The organism is Asticcacaulis machinosus, from assembly GCF_028550435.1.
In the GTDB taxonomy this organism is placed as follows: Bacteria; Pseudomonadota; Alphaproteobacteria; order Caulobacterales; family Caulobacteraceae; genus Asticcacaulis; species Asticcacaulis machinosus.
The window spans coordinates 609,339-626,625 of record NZ_JAQQKV010000002.1; the positions used below are offsets into that span (position 1 = coordinate 609,339).

Sequence of the window (17,287 nt, forward strand, 5' to 3'; positions counted from 1 at the left end):
AAAACCGGTAATGTCACTTAAAAATAAGCGCCATCACCGGTTTTTTAAGGAAAAACAGTCTTGGCTTAACGACGTGTCAAAAGCGCGCCCAGTATAAAGCCAACGCCCAGAGCGACCATGCTGGCACGCACAGGGTTAGACTTGATCTCAGATTCGACATTGTGCGAAACATGGCTGACTTCATCGACCGCCTGATCATAGAGATGGCGCACTTTCTGGCCTGCGTCCGAAGCATAGTGTGAGACATCATCCAGTACATGCTTGGCTTCGCGCTCAACCGTCTTGATAGCCTCACGGGCGGACGTCTTCACATCATTTTCTGCCAGACCTTTGGTAACACCGGCGGCGGTTTTGGTGGCTGCGGACAACATGGGTTGTGCCTCCTGAGGATGTTGAGGGAAAAGAAAGGGTTTCACGTTCACGAGCCATTAAGAACCGGCTATGCAGCAAACCGTAAGGTCGGGAAACCCTATGGCTTAAGAGTTCGGGGCAAGGGGGGCTGGGGTCGGGGTGAACCCTTAAGGGGTCTGCCTTTCGCCCGTTCCTGAAACCCGTGAACGTGATGAACTTAGATTATTGCGCCGGCATTAAGGAAGCCATGTGAGCCTACCTTACGGCATATAAAAAACCCGTAAGCCTTAGGTCGGCTCAATTCCGTTATCTCATTTTTACGAAGCCCACCCATAGCGGGTGCGTCATACTTATACGCAGCGCCTTATAGTGAACGTCACGCGGTCATCCTTTGTGACCGCTAAACGATTTCATTCCTTAAAGGAGATATCATTATGTCTATCAAAGGTAAGATCAAGGAAACCGCCGGTGCTGCTGAAGAAGAACTGGGCGAAGCCATACACAATGAAAAAATGGCCAATGATGGCCGCCGCCTGCGCAACGAAGGCCGCCTCGAAGACGGCAAACTGCCCAAGGTCACCAAGGTCGGCTCTGAAAAGTAAGCCGCCCCAAGCATTTCCTCAGAACTCACAAAGCCCGCATGTGATGCGGGCTTTTCTTTTACTCAAAACCTAAAAAAAACCGCCCCGGCCATGCGCAGCCGAAGCGGTTTGAAAGTAGCAGGGAGGAAACCCATGAATGGGTAATTCCTTTATGATCCCACAGTTGAGCGATTGTGAGGCGCGTACATGTCCAGAATGGGGCCATTTGGCACAATGCCCGTCGGGTTGATGTTCAGGTGGCTCTGGTAATAGTGGCCCTTGATGTGCTCAAAATTGACGGTTGCGGCTATACCCGCCGTCTGAAAGATATCGCGCACATAGGCCGACAGGTTAGGATAGTCGGCAATCCGGCGCAGATTGCATTTGAAATGGCCGACATAGACCGGATCAAACCGGATCAGGGTCGTAAACAGGCGGATATCGGCCTCGGTCAGAACATTGCCAATCAGATAACGCGTGCGCGACAAACGATCTTCCAGCCAATTCAGACTGTCAAACAGTGGCCCGACCGCATCGTCATAGGCATCCTGCGTCGTCGCAAAACCGGCTTTATAGACCCCGTTATTGACCGTATCGTAGACGCGGGCATTGACCGCATCGATCTCAGCGCGCAGATCATCCGGATAATAGTGGCCCACTTTGGCCCCCAGATCATCGAAAGCCTCATTGAACATGCGGATGATCTCAGAACTTTCGTTACTGACGATGCGGTTTTGGTGCGTGTCCCACAGAACCGGCACCGTCACCCGACCGCTATAGGCCGGATTATCGCGGGTATAGACTTCATACATGAATTTCGCGCCCAACGGATCCGGCACGACCGCGGGACCATCAGCAAACGTCCAGCCGTCTTCGCGCATCAGCCAGTGGACCACACTGACCGAAATCAGATCTTCCAGCCCTTTGAGGTGGCGCACAATCAGGGTGCGGTGCGCCCACGGACAGGCCAAGCTGACATAGAGATGATAGCGGCCCGCCTCGGCCTTAAACCCGCCCTCACCCGAAGGCCCCGGCGTGCCGTCTGCCGTCACCCAGTTGCGATACTGCGCCTCCGAGCGAATGAACCGTCCGCCGGATGATTTGGTGTCGTACCACTGATCGTGCCATTTACCGTCAACCAACAGGCCCATCGGAAATTCCTTTTACAGTATGATAGCCTCCCCTGATCACAGGGGAGGCTTAGTTGTTTAGGCCGCCAGTTTTAACAACTCAGCCGTCGCCGCTTCGATCGCTTCGGCCTTAAACTCCGGCCCGAACGCGATTTTCTCAGCGCGCACCACGGTCACATCGGTGATGCCGATAAAACCCAGCATAGTCTTGATGTGGCCTTCCTGAAAGTCGATCGCGGCCAGAGGGCCTTCGGAATAGAGACCACCGCGGGCCAGAACGATAATCGCCTTCTTGCCCTTCAGCAGACCTTCGGGGCCCGACTCCGTATAACGGAAAGTGCGGCCGGCGCGCAGGACATAGTCAAACCAGGTCTTGAGCAAGGCCGAAATACCGAAATTATACATCGGTGATCCGATAACCAGAAGGTCAGCCGCTTCCAGTTCGGCGATCAACGCATCAGACGTTTGCGACAGTTCGATCTCGGCAGGATTTTCACCGGCAGCACCGGCAAAACCGGCGATATTCAGGCTCGACAACGGGGCCAGAGGCGTCTTGCCGAAATCGTGCTCGGTGAAGGTTGCCGCCGGATTAGCCACAGCATATTTGGCCTTGAACGCATCGGTCAGATGAGCCGAAACCGAACCGTCGCCCGTGGCGGCAGAATTGATGATCAGGACTTTGGACATAATAAAATCTCCTTAAGCGTTGGAAACCGTAATGGTTACTGTTATCTATTTGGATCTGATACGGGCATGAAATTGCGCGTCATCAGAGAGGTTGTGAGGGCCTCAAACCCCTCCCGCACAGTTAGCGGCTCTGCGGGAGGGGCATTTGCCTCAGGGCGCACGATTTGTTGTTACGCCCTGCATTTTTAGAACTTGCCGCTTTGATAATCGGCAAAGGCCTGGTGGATTTCCTGCGGCGTGTTCATGACGAACGGGCCGTGGCGAGCAATAGGCTCTTTCAGCGGGACACCGGTCACCACCAGAGCGCGGGCCCCCTCAGAGCCGGCGGTCAGAACCAAAGACTGACCGGCCGTCAAAACCGCCGCCTGCCCCTTGGTAACAACCGTATGGTCGATCTCAACCGAGCCGTCGAAGACATAGACAAAGCCGTCATGATCTGTCGGCACCGGCAGGCCGATATCACCATCAGCCTTCAGCGTGACATCAACGATAAACGGCTGCGTCGTCGGCGAGGCAATCGGGCCTTTCAGGTGGCGATACTCACCGGCAATGACCTTGAGATGGGCATCGTCATAGGTGATTTCAGGGATCGTCGCGGCCGGAATATCCTGATATTTAGGATCAAGCATCTTTTCCTTGGCGGGCAGGTTGAGCCAGAGCTGAAAGCCCTGCATCAGGCCATCTTGCTGCTCAGGCATTTCCGAATGGACCAGACCGCGGGCGGTCGTCATCCATTGCACATCGCCCGGCCCTAACAGGCCTTCGTTGCCCTTTGAGTCCTTATGGCGCATCCGGCCAGCCAGCATGTAGGTGATGGTCTCAAAGCCACGATGGGGATGATCCGGGAAACCGGCAATATAGGCCGACGGATCATCGGAGCGAAACTCATCCAGCATCAGGAACGGATCAACAGCGGGCAGGGCCTGAGTGCCGAGCACACGGTTAAGCTTGACACCGGCACCATCGGTGGCCGGAATACCGCGCACCAGACGGGCCACTGAGCGGGTCTTATCAGTGCTGCTGTCACGAATGACGGAGTTGGTAACGGACATTTTCTTTACCCCTCCTTTCGGGGAAATTGATCTTGTGACAAGGTATATAGGCCGCTATGGTCGTTGCCAGAAGATACTAAATCGGAACACTGGTGTTGCGCTAAATGGAACAGCTCAAAGTCGATATTGACGACCTGTCGGCCTTTTTCCTGGTGATTGAGACCGGCAGTTTTGCGCGCGCGGCTGATCGCTTAGGCACCTCAAAATCGATCATCAGCCGTCGGGTAATGCGGCTGGAGGAAACTCTGGCGGCGCGCTTGCTGACGCGCGGGGCCAAGGGCACGCAGGCCACTGATGTCGGTCAAAACTATTATGAACGCGCCCGCGAAGCTCTGGCTCAGCTTGAGGCCGCCGGTGAAGCGGTGGCCGAAGCGGTATCAGACGTAGCGGGCCCCATCCGCATGTCCGGCCCCTTGAGTTTTGGCGTCACTCATCTGGCGCGCGCCCTGTCAGAATTTGCGGCGGCCTATCCGCGGGTCGAGCTTGATATCTCGTTCGACGATCATTCGGTCGATCTGGTCGGTGGGGGCTATGATCTGGCGGTACGTATTGGCGAACTGGCCGACTCGTCGCTGGTCGCCAAACGCATTGGCAAGGTGCACACGGTCACGGTGGCAAGTCCCGCCTATCTGGACTCCTTTGGCCGGCCCGAACATCCCGATGACCTCAGTAACCATCGCGGCATCCACTATACCAATGTCGCCCCGACCGTGAACTGGCGTTATGCCGACGGTGACGGCTTCAAAAGCTACCGGATCAACGGGGTCATGCGCTCCGATAATGGCGACATGATGCTGGAAGCCGCGAAATCAGGCTTAGGCATCGCGCGTTTGCCAACCTTTATCGCCAGCCGCGCCATCCAATCCGGCGAGATCGAGGTCATACTGAAAGCCTATGAACGGCCGCCGGTGCCGATGCACGCCGTCATGCCGCCGGGCCGGGCCACCACCGCCCGTGTGCGCGCTCTGGTCAGTTTTCTGAACCTGAAGTTCGGTACCGAACTGCTTTAGCTAGATTAGCCCCATAGTCCGCAGACGCTCCTGCAAAGGCGCCAGTTGAGCCTCATATTTTTTCCACGCCCCAACGCCTTCGCGGTTGATGGGCTTGCGCACCTGCGCGGAACTGGCGGTCGCCACCGCCCCGTTCGCTTCGTGGGGCGACAGGCAAGCCTCCTCAAACGGTAGTTCGCAGGCCTTAAGCAACCGCCGGATTTCAAATTCGGGACACTGGATCAGGGTTTCAAGCTTTACGTCGATCACCCCAAACGCCGCCCAATGATCCATCAGCGCACGATAGTGACCATAGTGGGCGGCCAGATCATCTAAGTTGTAGGACCAGCGGTGGGCATGGGCGAACAGCAGCTTATAGGCCCCGAATAACGAATCCATCGCATCACGCCGGACATGGATGATCAGGGCATCAGGGTAGGCCCGCCGGATCAGGCCGACATAGTCATGATTGTGCGGCAGCTTATCGATGGTATGGCCGGCACCGTTGTGCAGATAGGCGACTTCGCGGTCATAATATTGCGCAAAAATTTGGGGATCGGTTTTTGCGGCCTCGGCAATGGTCGCAGCATCCAAAAGGTTGCGCCCTCCTGCGCCGGAGCCATGTTTGACGCCCAGTCCAAAAGTTTGCAATTCGCCCAAAGCCTGCACATCGGAATGGGCCGTCAGGATGCGCTCCACCAAGGTCGTGCCTGAGCGCGGCAGGCCGACAATAAAAATCCGGCGGGGCTTATTGAACGTTTTTGCCGCGACGGGCGGGTGCGGCATATGCGTCCGCCAGGCATCCACGATCGCGGTTTCCTCAGTGGCCCGCCACGGATAAGCCTGCCGTGCGGCTTGCGCCCCCGATTGCAGATATTCCCATGCCTGAGACGTATCGCCCAGATCATCATGTTCCTTAAACAGGGCATAGTTTAGCCGCGCGGTATCGATAATGGTTGTCGGTTTCAAGGCTTTCAGCCGGTCGATGTGGTGGCTATCCGCCGACCATTTTTTCAACCGTGCCAGCGCCAAATGGGCCGAAAAATGATCGCCCAAAGCTATGGCGCGTTCGTAGCCATACTCGGCAGCATCCATAGCCCCCAGAAACTGCTGTACGCCACCGAGATTGTACCAGTAATCGGCCACTTTGGGGTCAGCGCGCACTGCGATCTCCAGCAGCGGCACGGCATCTTCGGGCCGTCCCGCCTGCGATAAGGCCGTGCCCAGACTGTTCAGACTGGCCCCATCGGTCAGGCCGCAGTTCAGGGCATCCCTCACCACCTCACAGGTTTCACGGCCGCGGCCCAAGGTGACCAGCGCCCGTGCCCGTTGCACCAGAAACCGGCCCTGCGCCGGGGTCTGAGGCGGTGCGCGACGTGCCCCCTCGGCCAGCACCTGCTCGGCCTCATTAAACACCCGCGCCATCATGGCCGTGGTGCCCCATATGTACCAGCCATCCAGCCGGTCAGTCGCCAGCTCAGTCGCCTGACGCGCCGCTGCCATAGCGGTTTTCAGATCGCCCCGCCGTCGTGCGGCGGTCGCCTGCGCGATCAGATTATCGGCGTGAGCATTAAGCGTCGTCATAAGCATCCATAGAAAAACCTCCCGCCATCATAAGCGGGAGGTTTGGTTACGCAATCGAGTTTTGATCAGAACTTTTTGTTAATCGATACGCCGATGACACGCGGGCGGATCGGGATGAAGAACTTACCCTGAAGGCCGTAGGTGGCTTCACCCTGCTGAGCGACATAGGCATATTCATCAAAGACGTTGTTGACGAACAGCTTGACACCGACCGTATCCATAGGCTCCCAACCGAACGACAGATTGGTCTGGCTGAAGCCCTTCAGTTCGGCATAGTCGAGGTTGGCGTTCTGATTTGCTGAAGCACAGGGCTGAACTGGTTCCTGATAAACAGCGCATCTATATGGCTCGGCTGAAGTCGTGATACCCGAAGAGTAAGAATAATCAGCATGTAAGGTCATAAGGCCATAGTCGGTAAAGGGCAGAGTATAGTCTGCGGCCAGTGAAATCTGCTGCTCTGGTGTTCCAGGCAATGACGTACCGTCACGGAAATCCGAGATCACGGTATCGTCTGTAAAGTCAGCGGGGGTGCCATTATCATCAGCTTTGACATAGTCTTCGCTGATCTCGGCATTGGTATAGGCATAGCCAAAGCTTAAGGTCAGGGCATCGGTCGCTTTCCAAAGGGTTTCCAGTTCAACGCCCTTGGAATTGGCCTCACCGGCATTGGCGATGATCGGCAGATTGCCGGGCGCCAGTGACGACAACTGCACGTCCTGCCAGTTGATATTGAACAGGGCGGCATTGACGGTCAGCTTACGATCAAACCATTGTGAGCGCACGCCGACTTCATAGTTATCGACGGTGTCAGGTGCATACTGACGTTGCGATTCGACGATGCCGACAAACTGGCCGCCGCTCGGCAGCAGGTTGACCCCGCCGCGGCGGAAGCCTTGCGAGAAGGTGCCGTAGACCATCACATCCGGCGTCCATTGGTAGGACGTGTTCAGCTTATAGATGGTGTCTTCGACTTCGGTTTTACCGACTGAATCCGGGCAGTTGACCACCGAAGAGTTCGGGTCTTCGTACAGAGGCAGGGCGGTGCATTCGGTCGATTTTTCAATCAGCTTAAACGCCCGTGCCCCACCGGTAATTTGCCACTGGTCATTGATATGCCAGGTCAGTTCACCAAACGCCGCCCATTCGCTGTAGAGTACATCGGACTTGGCGAAATATTCCAGGTCATCCGTGCGGGTAGCGCCGATAAACTGGGTGAAGCCCGGCGTATATTCCGACGACGTACCCCAGGTGCCCTCATTAGCGTAGTAAAGGCCAGCGACATAATCAAAGCTGCCGCCGTCACTGGACACCAGCCGCAGTTCCTGCACGGCCGCTTCGAAATCATCGACTTCGGTCGTAAACGCGCGGAAATCCGGATAGTTCTCATAGCCAAAGCCAAGGCCCAGCAGAAGGTCAGTCTGGTCGCGGTGGCCAAGGCCGGTTTTCTTGGTGTAAGATGTTGACGAAATCAGATCGGCAAAACCGAGATCATATTTCATCTCCAGCGCCGTCAACTGATAGTGCATCGAATAGGGCTCTTCGAAGCGCAGACCGATATCATAATCGCCCAACACCTTGCCCGCGTTGGCCGGATAGCTAAAGGCCGGATAGGATGCACCGGGCGGAAGTGAGAAGCCCGGATTGCCGCCGGTGCGGCCGCCCGATTTAGAATTGTCGGTATAATAGCTTAAGGTCGCCTCGAAAGTCTCAGTCGGCGTCCATAATAGTGATGCCCGCGCCGTAGTGCGCTGCTCGAAATCGAGATCGGTCTTCGGGCCGGTGATGACAAACGGATAGTCGGTAAAGCCGGAATCATCCAGATACTGCGCCGCGACGCGCACCGCCAGCTTGTCCTCGACCAGCGGCATATTGATCATGCCGTTGACCTCATAAGAGACGTCGTCGGCCTCATTGATCTGGTAAACCTTGCCGCCGGCAGAGGCTTCATACTTCATCTTGGGGTCAGCGACGATATAGCGGATCGCCCCGCCCAGAGAGCCGGAACCATATAGCGTACCCTGCGGCCCGCGCAGCACTTCGACGCGCTCAATATCGAAAATCTTGGGCTGGTTGGTGACCGGCGTGTCGTTGATATAGGTTGCCACCGAGCCATTATCGCCCAAGGTCGACGCCCGCAGCGGATCAACCGACAGGCCGCGTAAGATTATCGAAGCATCATCGCGGGAACCAACATCGCGCACCGACAGGCCGGGCATGGCGCGGCCCAGTTCCGCAATTTCAGTAATGCCCTTGGTGCTGAGGTCAGACGCCCCGATTACCGAGATATTATAAGGTACTTTTTGCACGCTGGTGGCGCGGCGGGTCGCGGTGACAATCACCTCGGTCACATCGGTCGCCGGTTCTTCCTGTGCCATAGCGGGCAAGGCCGCCCCTATGTTAAGGGCCACGACCGAAGCCGTCGCCAATAAAGCCAGATGAATTCCGGCTTTCCCTGTCACTCTTTTCTGTGTCGTCATAATCTATCCCCTGAACACAACAAGCCAGCAGCAAACCCAGCCCGATTTCGGACACACAACCTCGCGCACACAAAAGGTTGCGCGGGATCGCAGACCGCTTACGCAGCCTTGGGTTCAGCTCTTGGAGAACCTAAGGCTCACACATGTTTTTTGGCAGCGCAATATAAATATTGTTAATAAAACAATTATCAGTATACGGATTATATTTCATAAAATTTATATATTTCAGTCTTTTAGCAAAACCTGCCGTGTGGCTTTTATGACGCGCTTTTGAAGTATCGAATTTTTCAACAGCGATGTGATCACAGTGACGCACACAGAGATTTAGGTTAAAATACCACCTGACCCCGTCTCAGGCCCACTCACAAGGAGGCGCATACCATGACAACCCATCTTAAAATCCTATCGGAAGGCTCCTATGCCGGGAACCCCCGCAATGAAGATCGTCTGGGCTATGTCGGCGATGCCGCCTGGCTAATGGATGGCGCAACCGGTCTGGGCCCTTCTAAATTTAGCGATAAGACCGACGCCGAATGGCTGGTCGGGGCGGTGTCCGGCTTCCTGACTGAAACCTTTACCAACGACCCGGAAGTGGACACCCTTGATGCCTTAGGCCACGCCATCGAAGCGGTCGGCGAAGGCTATAGCCGCGCCACCAACAATGCCGAACTTGAGCCCTTTGCCCGCCCGTCGGCCGGTCTGTCGCTGGTGAGGGTTAATGGTGAGGAGGTTGAATTGTCCCACCTGGCCGATGTGAAGGCCTATGTGTTCGACAGGGCTGGTGGCTATAAGGTTTATGGCGGCGGCCCGCTGGAAGCCCTCGACAACAGCGCGTTAGAGGCTCTGCGTAAGGTGCAGGCTCAGCAGGCCGAACCTGACCTTAAGGCGGCTCGCGAAGAGATCAATCCGGTCCTGCGCCAGAACCGGGCCCTGATGAATACGCCCGATGGGTACTGGGTACTGACGCTCGATCCGGTCTGCCTTGAGGGGCTGAAAACCGAATATCTCAAGGCCGCCGATATCAGCTATATTTTACTGGCGACCGACGGGTTTTACGACCTTTGGGAAAACTATGTCATCGGCGGTTTGCACGACATTAAGCGCCGCCTGATTGCCGGAGAGGACGACAGTATCATAACTGAACTTCGCCGTATCGAGACCGATGACCCGCATGGGATCAAGCATACGCGCTTTAAACTGCATGATGACGCCTCCTGGGTTCTGATGTCGATCGAGGGCTTTGGCGAAAAGGCCAGATCCCGCACCGGCCCCGAACGGCGCGAATAACCAGAATACTATGTGTTTTTAATCAGAGTGCGGATAGGCTGATGCCGATGAAGGTTTATCCCCTATGAAATTTCACCTGAAAAGCGCTGATGCCTGGGCCGCGATGGCGCAGGCTTGTGAGCAGGCCACGACCTGCATTGATTTCGAGCAGTATATTGTCCGCGATGATGAGGTCGGTCAGCGGTTTCTTGGTCTTCTGGCCCGCAAGGCCCGCGAAGGCGTGCGGGTGCGTATTGTGCTGGATGCCTTTGGCAGCCGCACACTTCTGACCAGTAAGGTGCTGGAAGAGACCCGCAAATCCGGCGCGAAAGTCATTTTCTATCACATGCAGAAACCGCGCCGATTTGTGCGTATCGGCGGCCTGTTTCCCAGAACCCACGCCAAATTGCTGCATGTCGATGACACCGCCACCTATCTCGGCAGTATGTGCATGGCCGAATATATGCGCGATTGGCGCGACACTATGGTCGCCCTGGAAGGGCCCGCCGCCACCGCCGCCCGGCGCGATTTCGATGTGCTGTGGCGCGATCTGGATGACGGGCAACTGGACGGCGATCCCGGCATTATCGGCGGCAATCGCGGCGGGGTCTATCTGGCGCAAAACCCTAAGGGTGGACAGCGACCGCTTTATGAAGCGCTTTTGGCCGCGGTCATGACCGCCCGTCATTCGATCCGGCTGGCGACCCCCTATTTCTTTCCGCCCAAGCGTCTGCGCCGCGCTTTGAAAGAAGCGCAAGGCCGCGGGGTCAAGATCAGCCTGCTCCTGTCGCAACATACTGATGTCGCCATAGCCGATCTGATCACCCATGCCCTGCTGGGGCAGTGGCGGCGGCTGGACTATGAGGTGCGTCTTTATCAGCCGACCGTTCTGCATGCCAAATATGCGGTGATCGACGACGATTGGGCGACGCTGGGCAGTTGTAATTTCGATCACTTAAGCCTGATGCTGAACCGCGAATGTAATCTGGTGATGCGTGATGCAGATGATGTGGCTTTACTGGCCGCGCAGTTCGACGAAGATTGCCGCCATGCCCTGCCCGCCAGTGCCGCCAAGGCCATGAAATTACGTTGGCACAACCGGTTGATCGGGCACCTTGGCGCCATGATTTCTCAGGCCCTGTAGATGAAGATACTGTTCAGCAATCTCGGCTATGCCACCGGCATCAGCGGCAGTCTGTATCACCATGTCACGCGCGCCTATCGCCACCTGTATCAACCGCCCGCCCAGCAACGCCGGGTTCTGGCGCAGTTCCGCCAGATCATGGACATTCACACGCCCGATCTGTGTTGTCTGGTCGAGGTCGATCGCGGCTCACTGCATTCGGGCTTTTTCAACCAGATTAAAGCCCTGCAATGTGGGCGTTACGAAACCTTCGATATCGCTGACAAATATGGCGAGACGAGCGCCGTTTCACGCCTGCCCTTTCATGATGGCAAGAGCAACGGCTTTCTGGCGAACGCACCGCTTGCGTTTTCACGGCTTTATTTCCGCAATGGCACCAAACGCCTGATCTACCGTATTGAGGCCATTAATGGTGTTACGGTTCTGTTCGCCCATTTTTCACTAAAAGCCGCCGTCCGGCAGAACCAGTTCGATGAGATTACCGAACTGGTGGATGACATCGGTGGCGAGGTTATCGTGCTGGGCGATTTCAACACACTTAACGGACTGGGCGAACTCGACAGCCTGTTGGCACGCGACAGATTACGGCTGCTGAACCGGCGTGATGAAGCCACCTTCACCTTCCATCAGTGGCGGCATACGCTCGATCTGTGCCTGTATACGCCGGGGCTGGAAAACCGTCTGGCGCTTGAAATTATCCCACAGCCCTTTTCCGATCACGCCGGTCTTCTGGTCAGTCTTGATCAGGCGGCCGCCTTGTGACCTTCGATACCGATTCCGCCCTGCCAGGAGGCTTTGAGGTTGAGTTCATGGTCCAGCCAGACGAGGTTGGCGTTGTGGCCGGGGGCGATAGTGCCGTAGTGGGCGTCAAGGCCGAGGAAGCGGGCGGGGGCGGTTGAGGCCATTACAGCGGCTTCTTCAAGCGTCAAGCCAACCATCTCCACGGCGTTTTTGACGGCGGTGGCCATGTCAAGGTCAGAGCCCGCCAGCGTACCGTCGGGGCCGACACAGACGCCGTTCTCGACGCGGATCAGCTTATCCTGCAGCATAAAGGTCTTGGTCTTTGAACCGACGGTGGGCATGGCGTCTGTGACGATCATGAACCGGTCGTGAGGGCGGCAGCGCACGGCGATTTTGAGTGCTACCGGATCGACATGGCGGCCATCAATGATCAGGCCGCAATAGACGCTCTGGTTCTCAAGGGCGGCCCCGACCACGCCGGGGGCACGGTGCGTGAACGGCGACATGGCGTTAAACAGGTGGGTGATGCCGGTGACGCCTTCGTCAAAGGCCCGCGCCATGCGGCCATAGCTGGCATCGGTGTGACCGCCCGCCAGTATAACACCGGCAGATACCAGCGCGCGGATATCGTCCGACGTCGCGGTTTCCGGCGCCAGCGTCACCAGCGTCTTGCCGTGTTTCAGGCTGGAGAGCAGCTTCAGGCTCTGGTCGGTCAGGGTGCGGAACTTGGCCGGATCGTGGGTGCCTTTGCGGGCCTCATTGATAAACGGGCCTTCGATATGAATGCCGAGAACCCCCGGCACACCGTCCTCGATCGCCCGCTCAGTGGCGCGCATGGCCGCATCAATGACCTCAAGCTCATCGGAGATCAGGGTCGGCAAAAAGCCTGTCGTGCCATAGTGTCTGTGGGCGGCACCAATGGCGGCAATGGCCTCAGACGAGGTGTCGTCATTGAACAAAACCCCGCCCCCGCCATTGACCTGAGTGTCGATAAAGCCCGGCAGCAGGTAGCCGCCGTCAAGGTCGATCACCTCACCGGCAGACGCGGTTTCAGAGGCGTCAAGGCTGACGATGCGCTCGCCCTCGATCGTCAGGCTGTGGCCGGTGACAAACCCCTTAGGCGTAAGGATCGATCCGTTGCGGAAGGTGGTCTTGAGGCTCATACGGTCTTGGTCACTTTGTTAAGGTGCGGCGGCGCGTCGGGATTGAGACCCCGCCGCAGCGACAGGGCGTTGGCAAAGCGGTAAAAGCTCTGGATCATCAGGATCGGCTCTAACGCAGGCTCAAAGCGTGCAGTGGGCAGGGTCGATGTATCGCCGCCGCCAGCATCGACCAGTTCGACCTTCGCTCCCCGTGACAGGAACTCGGCAGCGACCTCACGCACACCATCACCGGCAGTATCGGAGGTGGCAAAGGCCAGAATGGGAAAACCTTCGCGCACAATGGCCATCGGGCCGTGCTTGACCTCAGCCGAGGAAAACGCCTCGGCATGGAGAGCGCAGGTTTCCTTGAGTTTGAGCGCGGCTTCCTGGGCGATGCCGAAGCCATAGCCGCGCCCGATGACAAACAGGTTAGTGGCGGCCTCAAGCGTCGGCAGGGCGTGGGACCAGTCGCGGGCAAAGGCTGAGCGCAACTGATCGGGCAAGGCGTGGACGCTGGCTTTCAGGGCCTCATCCCCGGCCCATTCGGCGACAAGTGCTGCCAGACCCGCCAGCGAGACGATATAGGACTTGGTCGCCGCCACCGACAATTCCGGCCCCGCGCACAGCGGTAAGGCTTCATCGGCTAGTTCTGCCAGCGGTGACGTGAAGTCATTGACCAGAGCGACCACAAATGCGCCGGAATCTTTGTGAGCTTTGACCGAGGTCAGGAGGTCAGGGCTGCGGCCGGACTGGGAGATAGCGATACACAGGGTATCAGCGGCTAATACGGGGGCGTCATAGATCGAGGCCACCGACAAAGCCGCCGTCGAGGTCGGCACCCCGATCAGGGTCTCGATCAAGTACTTGCCATAGGTTGCCGCATGGTCGGATGATCCGCGCGCGCAGGTCGTCACGGCCTTCGGCGGATCAGCCCGTAGGCGCTCGGCAATGCGTGTCAGGGTAGCGGCGTTCGTGTCCAGAAACCGCGCCACAGCATCTCCGCCCTCAGCCGCCTCACGGTGCATCAGGGTGGTTTCAGGGTTGATAATTGCAGGCGCCATCTGATCTATGGCCATAATGAAATTCCTTTGTTGGGTACGGCTCAGGCCGCCACACGCGCGCGGTCGGTCACGATCTGGCGCAGGCGCATGACGGTCTGGATATCCGTAGTTTTGATATGGGACGGCACGAACCCAAGGGCAACCGCCTTCATGTCCTGAGCCGGGATGTTCACTGTGGCGGACGCATGAATGGCCCGCACACCGGTGGTGGTAATGATTTCGGCGGCATTATCCGGCGTTATGCCGCTGCCCGCCATGACCTCAATGCGCCCTGCGGCACGCTCAACCATAGCCGAGATTACTGACTGACCATCAACGGCGGATACGCCACCGCCGGAGGTCAGGATCGAGTTAAAGCCCAACTCCACAGCTATATCAACCGCCGCCACCGGATCAGGTGTCAGGTCTATGGCACGGTGAAGGGCGATCTCCAGCCCGCTGGCATGATGACGCAGTTGCATCAGGGTGGCTTCATCCAGATGGCCATCAGGCCGGTTGGCCCCAATCACAATGCCAGCCAGACCCGCCTGATGTACCGCATCAATGTCGCGCCGCATGGCATCAAGATCATGGCGCCCGTAAACGAAATCACCGGCGCGGGGACGGATCATAGCCCGTGTCGGCACGGGGCTCAGACGGGCCAGTTCGATAAGCCCCGGCGACGGGGTCAACCCGCCCACACCCAGAGCCAGACACAGCTCTATCCGGTCAGCACCACCTTCGACCGCCGCTATAAATCCGGCGGGGCTATCGACACAGATTTCGAGCCGGATCGTCGTCATGACATCACCGCCTCAACAGCCATGCCGTTGGATGCGCCGTGGGCCAGCAGGATCGCCCCTTCGATGGCATCATGTTCCGGCACCGCTAAAACTGACCGCGTCCAGGGTGCCAGCCACGGTGTCAGGACATCAGCCATACCCCCGACCAGACAGATTTGCGGCGCCCCCAACTCATTCAGACGTGCCAGATATTTGCCCAGATCCTGCGCGGCGCGCTCAACTATGCCGACCGCAATCAGATCGCCATCCGCCGCATGGGACATGATCATAGGGGCCAGCGTTCCGTAATCGCCGGGGCGGGCACTGGTCACCCATTTGACGACATCCGACGGATGGCCCCCAAAATGCGCCATGACCGCGCGGGTAAAGGCGGTGTGCGGGGCCAGCCCGTCAAAGCCATGCAGGGCCGCGCGGATCGCTTCGCGCCCCAGCACTGCTGCCGAGGCATCGTCATTGACCTCAAAGCCCCAGCCGCCGACCGCATACCCCCTGCCCCCAACCCAGGCATAGCCCGCCGAACCGGTACCAGTGATCATGATCGCGCCATCACGGCCCGAAAACGCGCCAAGGCAGGCGGCATGGGCATCGGTCGCCGCATTCGCAAAGGCAAACCGCGGGCCCGCCGCGATGGTGCGCTCACAGTCCGCCGCTGTCGTAATCCCCGCCAGGCCCAGACCAATACTGGTGTCACTGAAAATGGCGCGTGTCAGGTGAGCCTGCGCCAAGGCCCCGTCGATGGCATCCAGAATATGCGTCCAGATCAGATCCAGCCCCAGCCGGATATTGGCCGATCCACCAACCCCTTCGCCCAAGAGCGGCCCGTCACCGGTCACGCCTGATGCAGAGGCTGCGCGCAAACGGGCCCGGCACTTGGTGCCGCCACCATCAATGCCAATATAGAATGTAGTCGGCTTCATTGTCCGGCGACCTTTCGGGTGCCTGCTTTTGAACCTATGATAGCAAAGAACAGTATATAGAGATAGGCTGGAACCATTAACGCCAGAAAGACCAACTGAAAGTCATAGGTTTCTTTGAGCACTACAAAGGCCTGCGGTATTATAGCGCCGCCACAGATACCCATAATCATGATCGCCGAGCCGGTTTCGGTGTGACGACCCAGCCCGCGGATCGCCAACGGGAAAATCGCCGGCCACATCATGGCATTAGCAAAACCAAGCGCTGCCACAAAACCCACCGACACATAATCGCGTGTGAAATAGGCTCCGATGACAAAGGCCACACCCAGCATAGCGGAAAAACCCAGATAGCGCTCCTGAGAGGCAAATTTCGGAATAACAATCAAGCCGACAATATAGCCCACCAACATGCCAACCAGCGTGAACGATGTGAAATAGGCCGTCTGCTCGATCGGCAAACCAAAGGCGTGGCCATAGGTGCCAATAGCGTCTCCCGCCATGACCTCCACACCGACATAAAGGAACAGACACACCACGCCAAGCCACAGATGCGGATAGGAAAACAGGCTTTTGCCGCCATTGGCACCGGAGTCTGCCACCTTCGATTCGCCCTTGATTTCCGGCAAAGGCGACTTGAGCACAAACAGAGCCAGCAAGGCCAGAAACCCGGCCATGGCCAGATAGGGGTATTGAATCTTCGCGGCAAACGCATTCAGAAGGGCGTCTTTGGCCTCTGGCGTCGTGGCGGCGGCCACCTGCGCGTCCAGCTCTCCCACACCTTGCAGCACCAAGGCTCCGATAACGATAGGCGCCAGAATCCCGGCGAACTTGTTGAAAAAACCCATGACCGCGATGCGTTGCGCGGCACTTTCAATCGGGCCGACAATCGAAATATAGGGATTGGCCGCCGTTTGTAGCACGGCAAGCCCGGCCCCAATAATGAACAGGCCCGTCAGCGCGCCCTCAAAGATACGCATGGTCGCGAGCTGACCGAAAATCGCGGCCCCAATCGCCATGACCAGAAGCCCCAACGCCATGCCTTTTTTCATGCCGGTGCGCTTTAAGATAAACGCCGACGGCAGGGCCAGAAAGAAATAGGACATGTAGAAAACCATAGGCACCAGAAAGGCTTCGACGTCTGACAGGGTAAATGCCAGCTTGACGAAGGTAATTAACGGCCCGTTCAACCAGGTTACAAACCCGAAGATGAAGAACATGACGCCGATAATCCCGATCGTCACAAACTGGGAGGCGCCCTTAAGCGGCTGGGCCGGGACTGATGTGGTTTCCATGCGCTGCACAATACCTTTTATAAGGGCCTTTATATGACCTATTTGCCATTTTGGTATTGTTTAGTAAAATTATAAAATGATCGCCTTGTCC

16 protein-coding genes are annotated in these 17,287 nt (G+C 57.5%); 5 read left to right on the forward strand and 11 right to left on the reverse strand.

Features of this window, described 5'->3' with window-relative positions:
* Positions 1 to 65 precede the first annotated feature (65 nt).
* Complete coding sequence (locus tag PQU98_RS11200) at positions 66 to 371, reverse strand: hypothetical protein (RefSeq protein WP_272745029.1); 306 nt, start codon at positions 369 to 371, stop codon at positions 66 to 68.
* A 414-nt stretch (positions 372 to 785) separates the two neighbouring features.
* On the opposite strand from PQU98_RS11200, the gene PQU98_RS11205 reads away from it, so the two are divergent.
* A complete protein-coding gene (locus tag PQU98_RS11205) occupies positions 786 to 953 on the forward strand; it encodes a hypothetical protein (protein WP_272745030.1) in 168 nt (55 codons plus the stop codon).
* 149 nt (positions 954 to 1,102) lie between these two features.
* On the opposite strand, the gene PQU98_RS11210 is transcribed toward PQU98_RS11205, so the two are convergent.
* From PQU98_RS11210 to PQU98_RS11220, 3 genes are all read right to left on the reverse strand, one after another.
* The gene (locus PQU98_RS11210; protein WP_272745031.1) at positions 1,103 to 2,083 is read right to left on the reverse strand and encodes a glutathione S-transferase family protein; all 981 of its coding nucleotides are present in this window, start codon (positions 2,081 to 2,083) and stop codon (positions 1,103 to 1,105) included.
* Positions 2,084 to 2,140: 57 nt separating this feature from the next.
* Positions 2,141 to 2,749: an FMN-dependent NADH-azoreductase gene (locus PQU98_RS11215; RefSeq protein ID WP_272745032.1), complete on the reverse strand. Its 609-nt coding sequence runs from the start codon at positions 2,747 to 2,749 to the stop codon at positions 2,141 to 2,143.
* Between the two features lie 185 nt (positions 2,750 to 2,934).
* Positions 2,935 to 3,801, reverse strand: a complete 867-nt coding sequence (locus tag PQU98_RS11220; RefSeq protein WP_272745033.1) for a pirin family protein — start codon at positions 3,799 to 3,801, stop codon at positions 2,935 to 2,937.
* A 104-nt stretch (positions 3,802 to 3,905) separates the two neighbouring features.
* On the opposite strand from PQU98_RS11220, the gene PQU98_RS11225 reads away from it, so the two are divergent.
* Positions 3,906 to 4,811 carry a LysR family transcriptional regulator gene (locus tag PQU98_RS11225; protein WP_272745034.1) on the forward strand — a complete coding sequence of 302 codons (906 nt, stop codon included), beginning with the start codon at positions 3,906 to 3,908 and terminating at the stop codon, positions 4,809 to 4,811.
* On the opposite strand, the gene PQU98_RS11230 is transcribed toward PQU98_RS11225, so the two are convergent.
* Together PQU98_RS11230 and PQU98_RS11235 are read right to left on the reverse strand one after the other, a co-directional pair.
* A complete protein-coding gene (locus PQU98_RS11230; protein ID WP_272745035.1) occupies positions 4,812 to 6,374 on the reverse strand; it encodes a tetratricopeptide repeat-containing sulfotransferase family protein in 1,563 nt (520 codons plus the stop codon).
* Between the two features lie 65 nt (positions 6,375 to 6,439).
* Entirely contained in the window at positions 6,440 to 8,851 is a 2,412-nt protein-coding gene (locus PQU98_RS11235; RefSeq protein ID WP_272745036.1) for a TonB-dependent receptor, read from the reverse strand.
* 381 nt (positions 8,852 to 9,232) lie between these two features.
* Here PQU98_RS11235 and PQU98_RS11240 point away from each other — a divergent pair, with 381 nt between their 5' ends.
* From PQU98_RS11240 to PQU98_RS11250, 3 genes are all read left to right on the forward strand, one after another.
* Positions 9,233 to 10,138, forward strand: coding sequence for a protein phosphatase 2C domain-containing protein (locus PQU98_RS11240; RefSeq protein ID WP_272745037.1), 906 nt, complete (start codon positions 9,233 to 9,235; stop codon positions 10,136 to 10,138).
* A gap of 64 nt (positions 10,139 to 10,202) precedes the next feature.
* Entirely contained in the window at positions 10,203 to 11,261 is a 1,059-nt protein-coding gene (locus PQU98_RS11245) for a phospholipase D-like domain-containing protein (RefSeq protein ID WP_272745038.1), read from the forward strand.
* A complete protein-coding gene (locus tag PQU98_RS11250; RefSeq protein ID WP_272745039.1) occupies positions 11,262 to 12,023 on the forward strand; it encodes an endonuclease/exonuclease/phosphatase family protein in 762 nt (253 codons plus the stop codon).
* On the opposite strand, the gene nagA is transcribed toward PQU98_RS11250, so the two are convergent.
* The 5 genes from nagA to PQU98_RS11275 are packed head-to-tail and all read right to left on the reverse strand — an operon-like array spanning position 12,005 to position 17,196.
* Positions 12,005 to 13,165, reverse strand: coding sequence for an N-acetylglucosamine-6-phosphate deacetylase (nagA, locus tag PQU98_RS11255; RefSeq protein WP_272745040.1), 1,161 nt, complete (start codon positions 13,163 to 13,165; stop codon positions 12,005 to 12,007). The two genes, PQU98_RS11250 and nagA, sit on opposite strands and share 19 nt — an antisense overlap.
* Entirely contained in the window at positions 13,162 to 14,220 is a 1,059-nt protein-coding gene (locus PQU98_RS11260) for an SIS domain-containing protein (protein WP_272745041.1), read from the reverse strand. Before PQU98_RS11260 ends, nagA begins: the two co-directional genes overlap by 4 nt.
* 26 nt (positions 14,221 to 14,246) lie before the next feature.
* Complete coding sequence (locus tag PQU98_RS11265; RefSeq protein WP_272745042.1) at positions 14,247 to 14,987, reverse strand: copper homeostasis protein CutC; 741 nt, start codon at positions 14,985 to 14,987, stop codon at positions 14,247 to 14,249.
* Positions 14,984 to 15,904, reverse strand: coding sequence for a glucosamine kinase nucleotide-binding domain-containing protein (locus PQU98_RS11270; RefSeq protein WP_272745043.1), 921 nt, complete (start codon positions 15,902 to 15,904; stop codon positions 14,984 to 14,986). Before PQU98_RS11270 ends, PQU98_RS11265 begins: the two co-directional genes overlap by 4 nt.
* A complete protein-coding gene (locus tag PQU98_RS11275) occupies positions 15,901 to 17,196 on the reverse strand; it encodes a sugar MFS transporter (RefSeq protein WP_272745044.1) in 1,296 nt (431 codons plus the stop codon). The genes PQU98_RS11270 and PQU98_RS11275 overlap by 4 nt, the downstream gene beginning before the upstream one ends.
* Between the last annotated feature and the right edge of the window lie 91 nt (positions 17,197 to 17,287).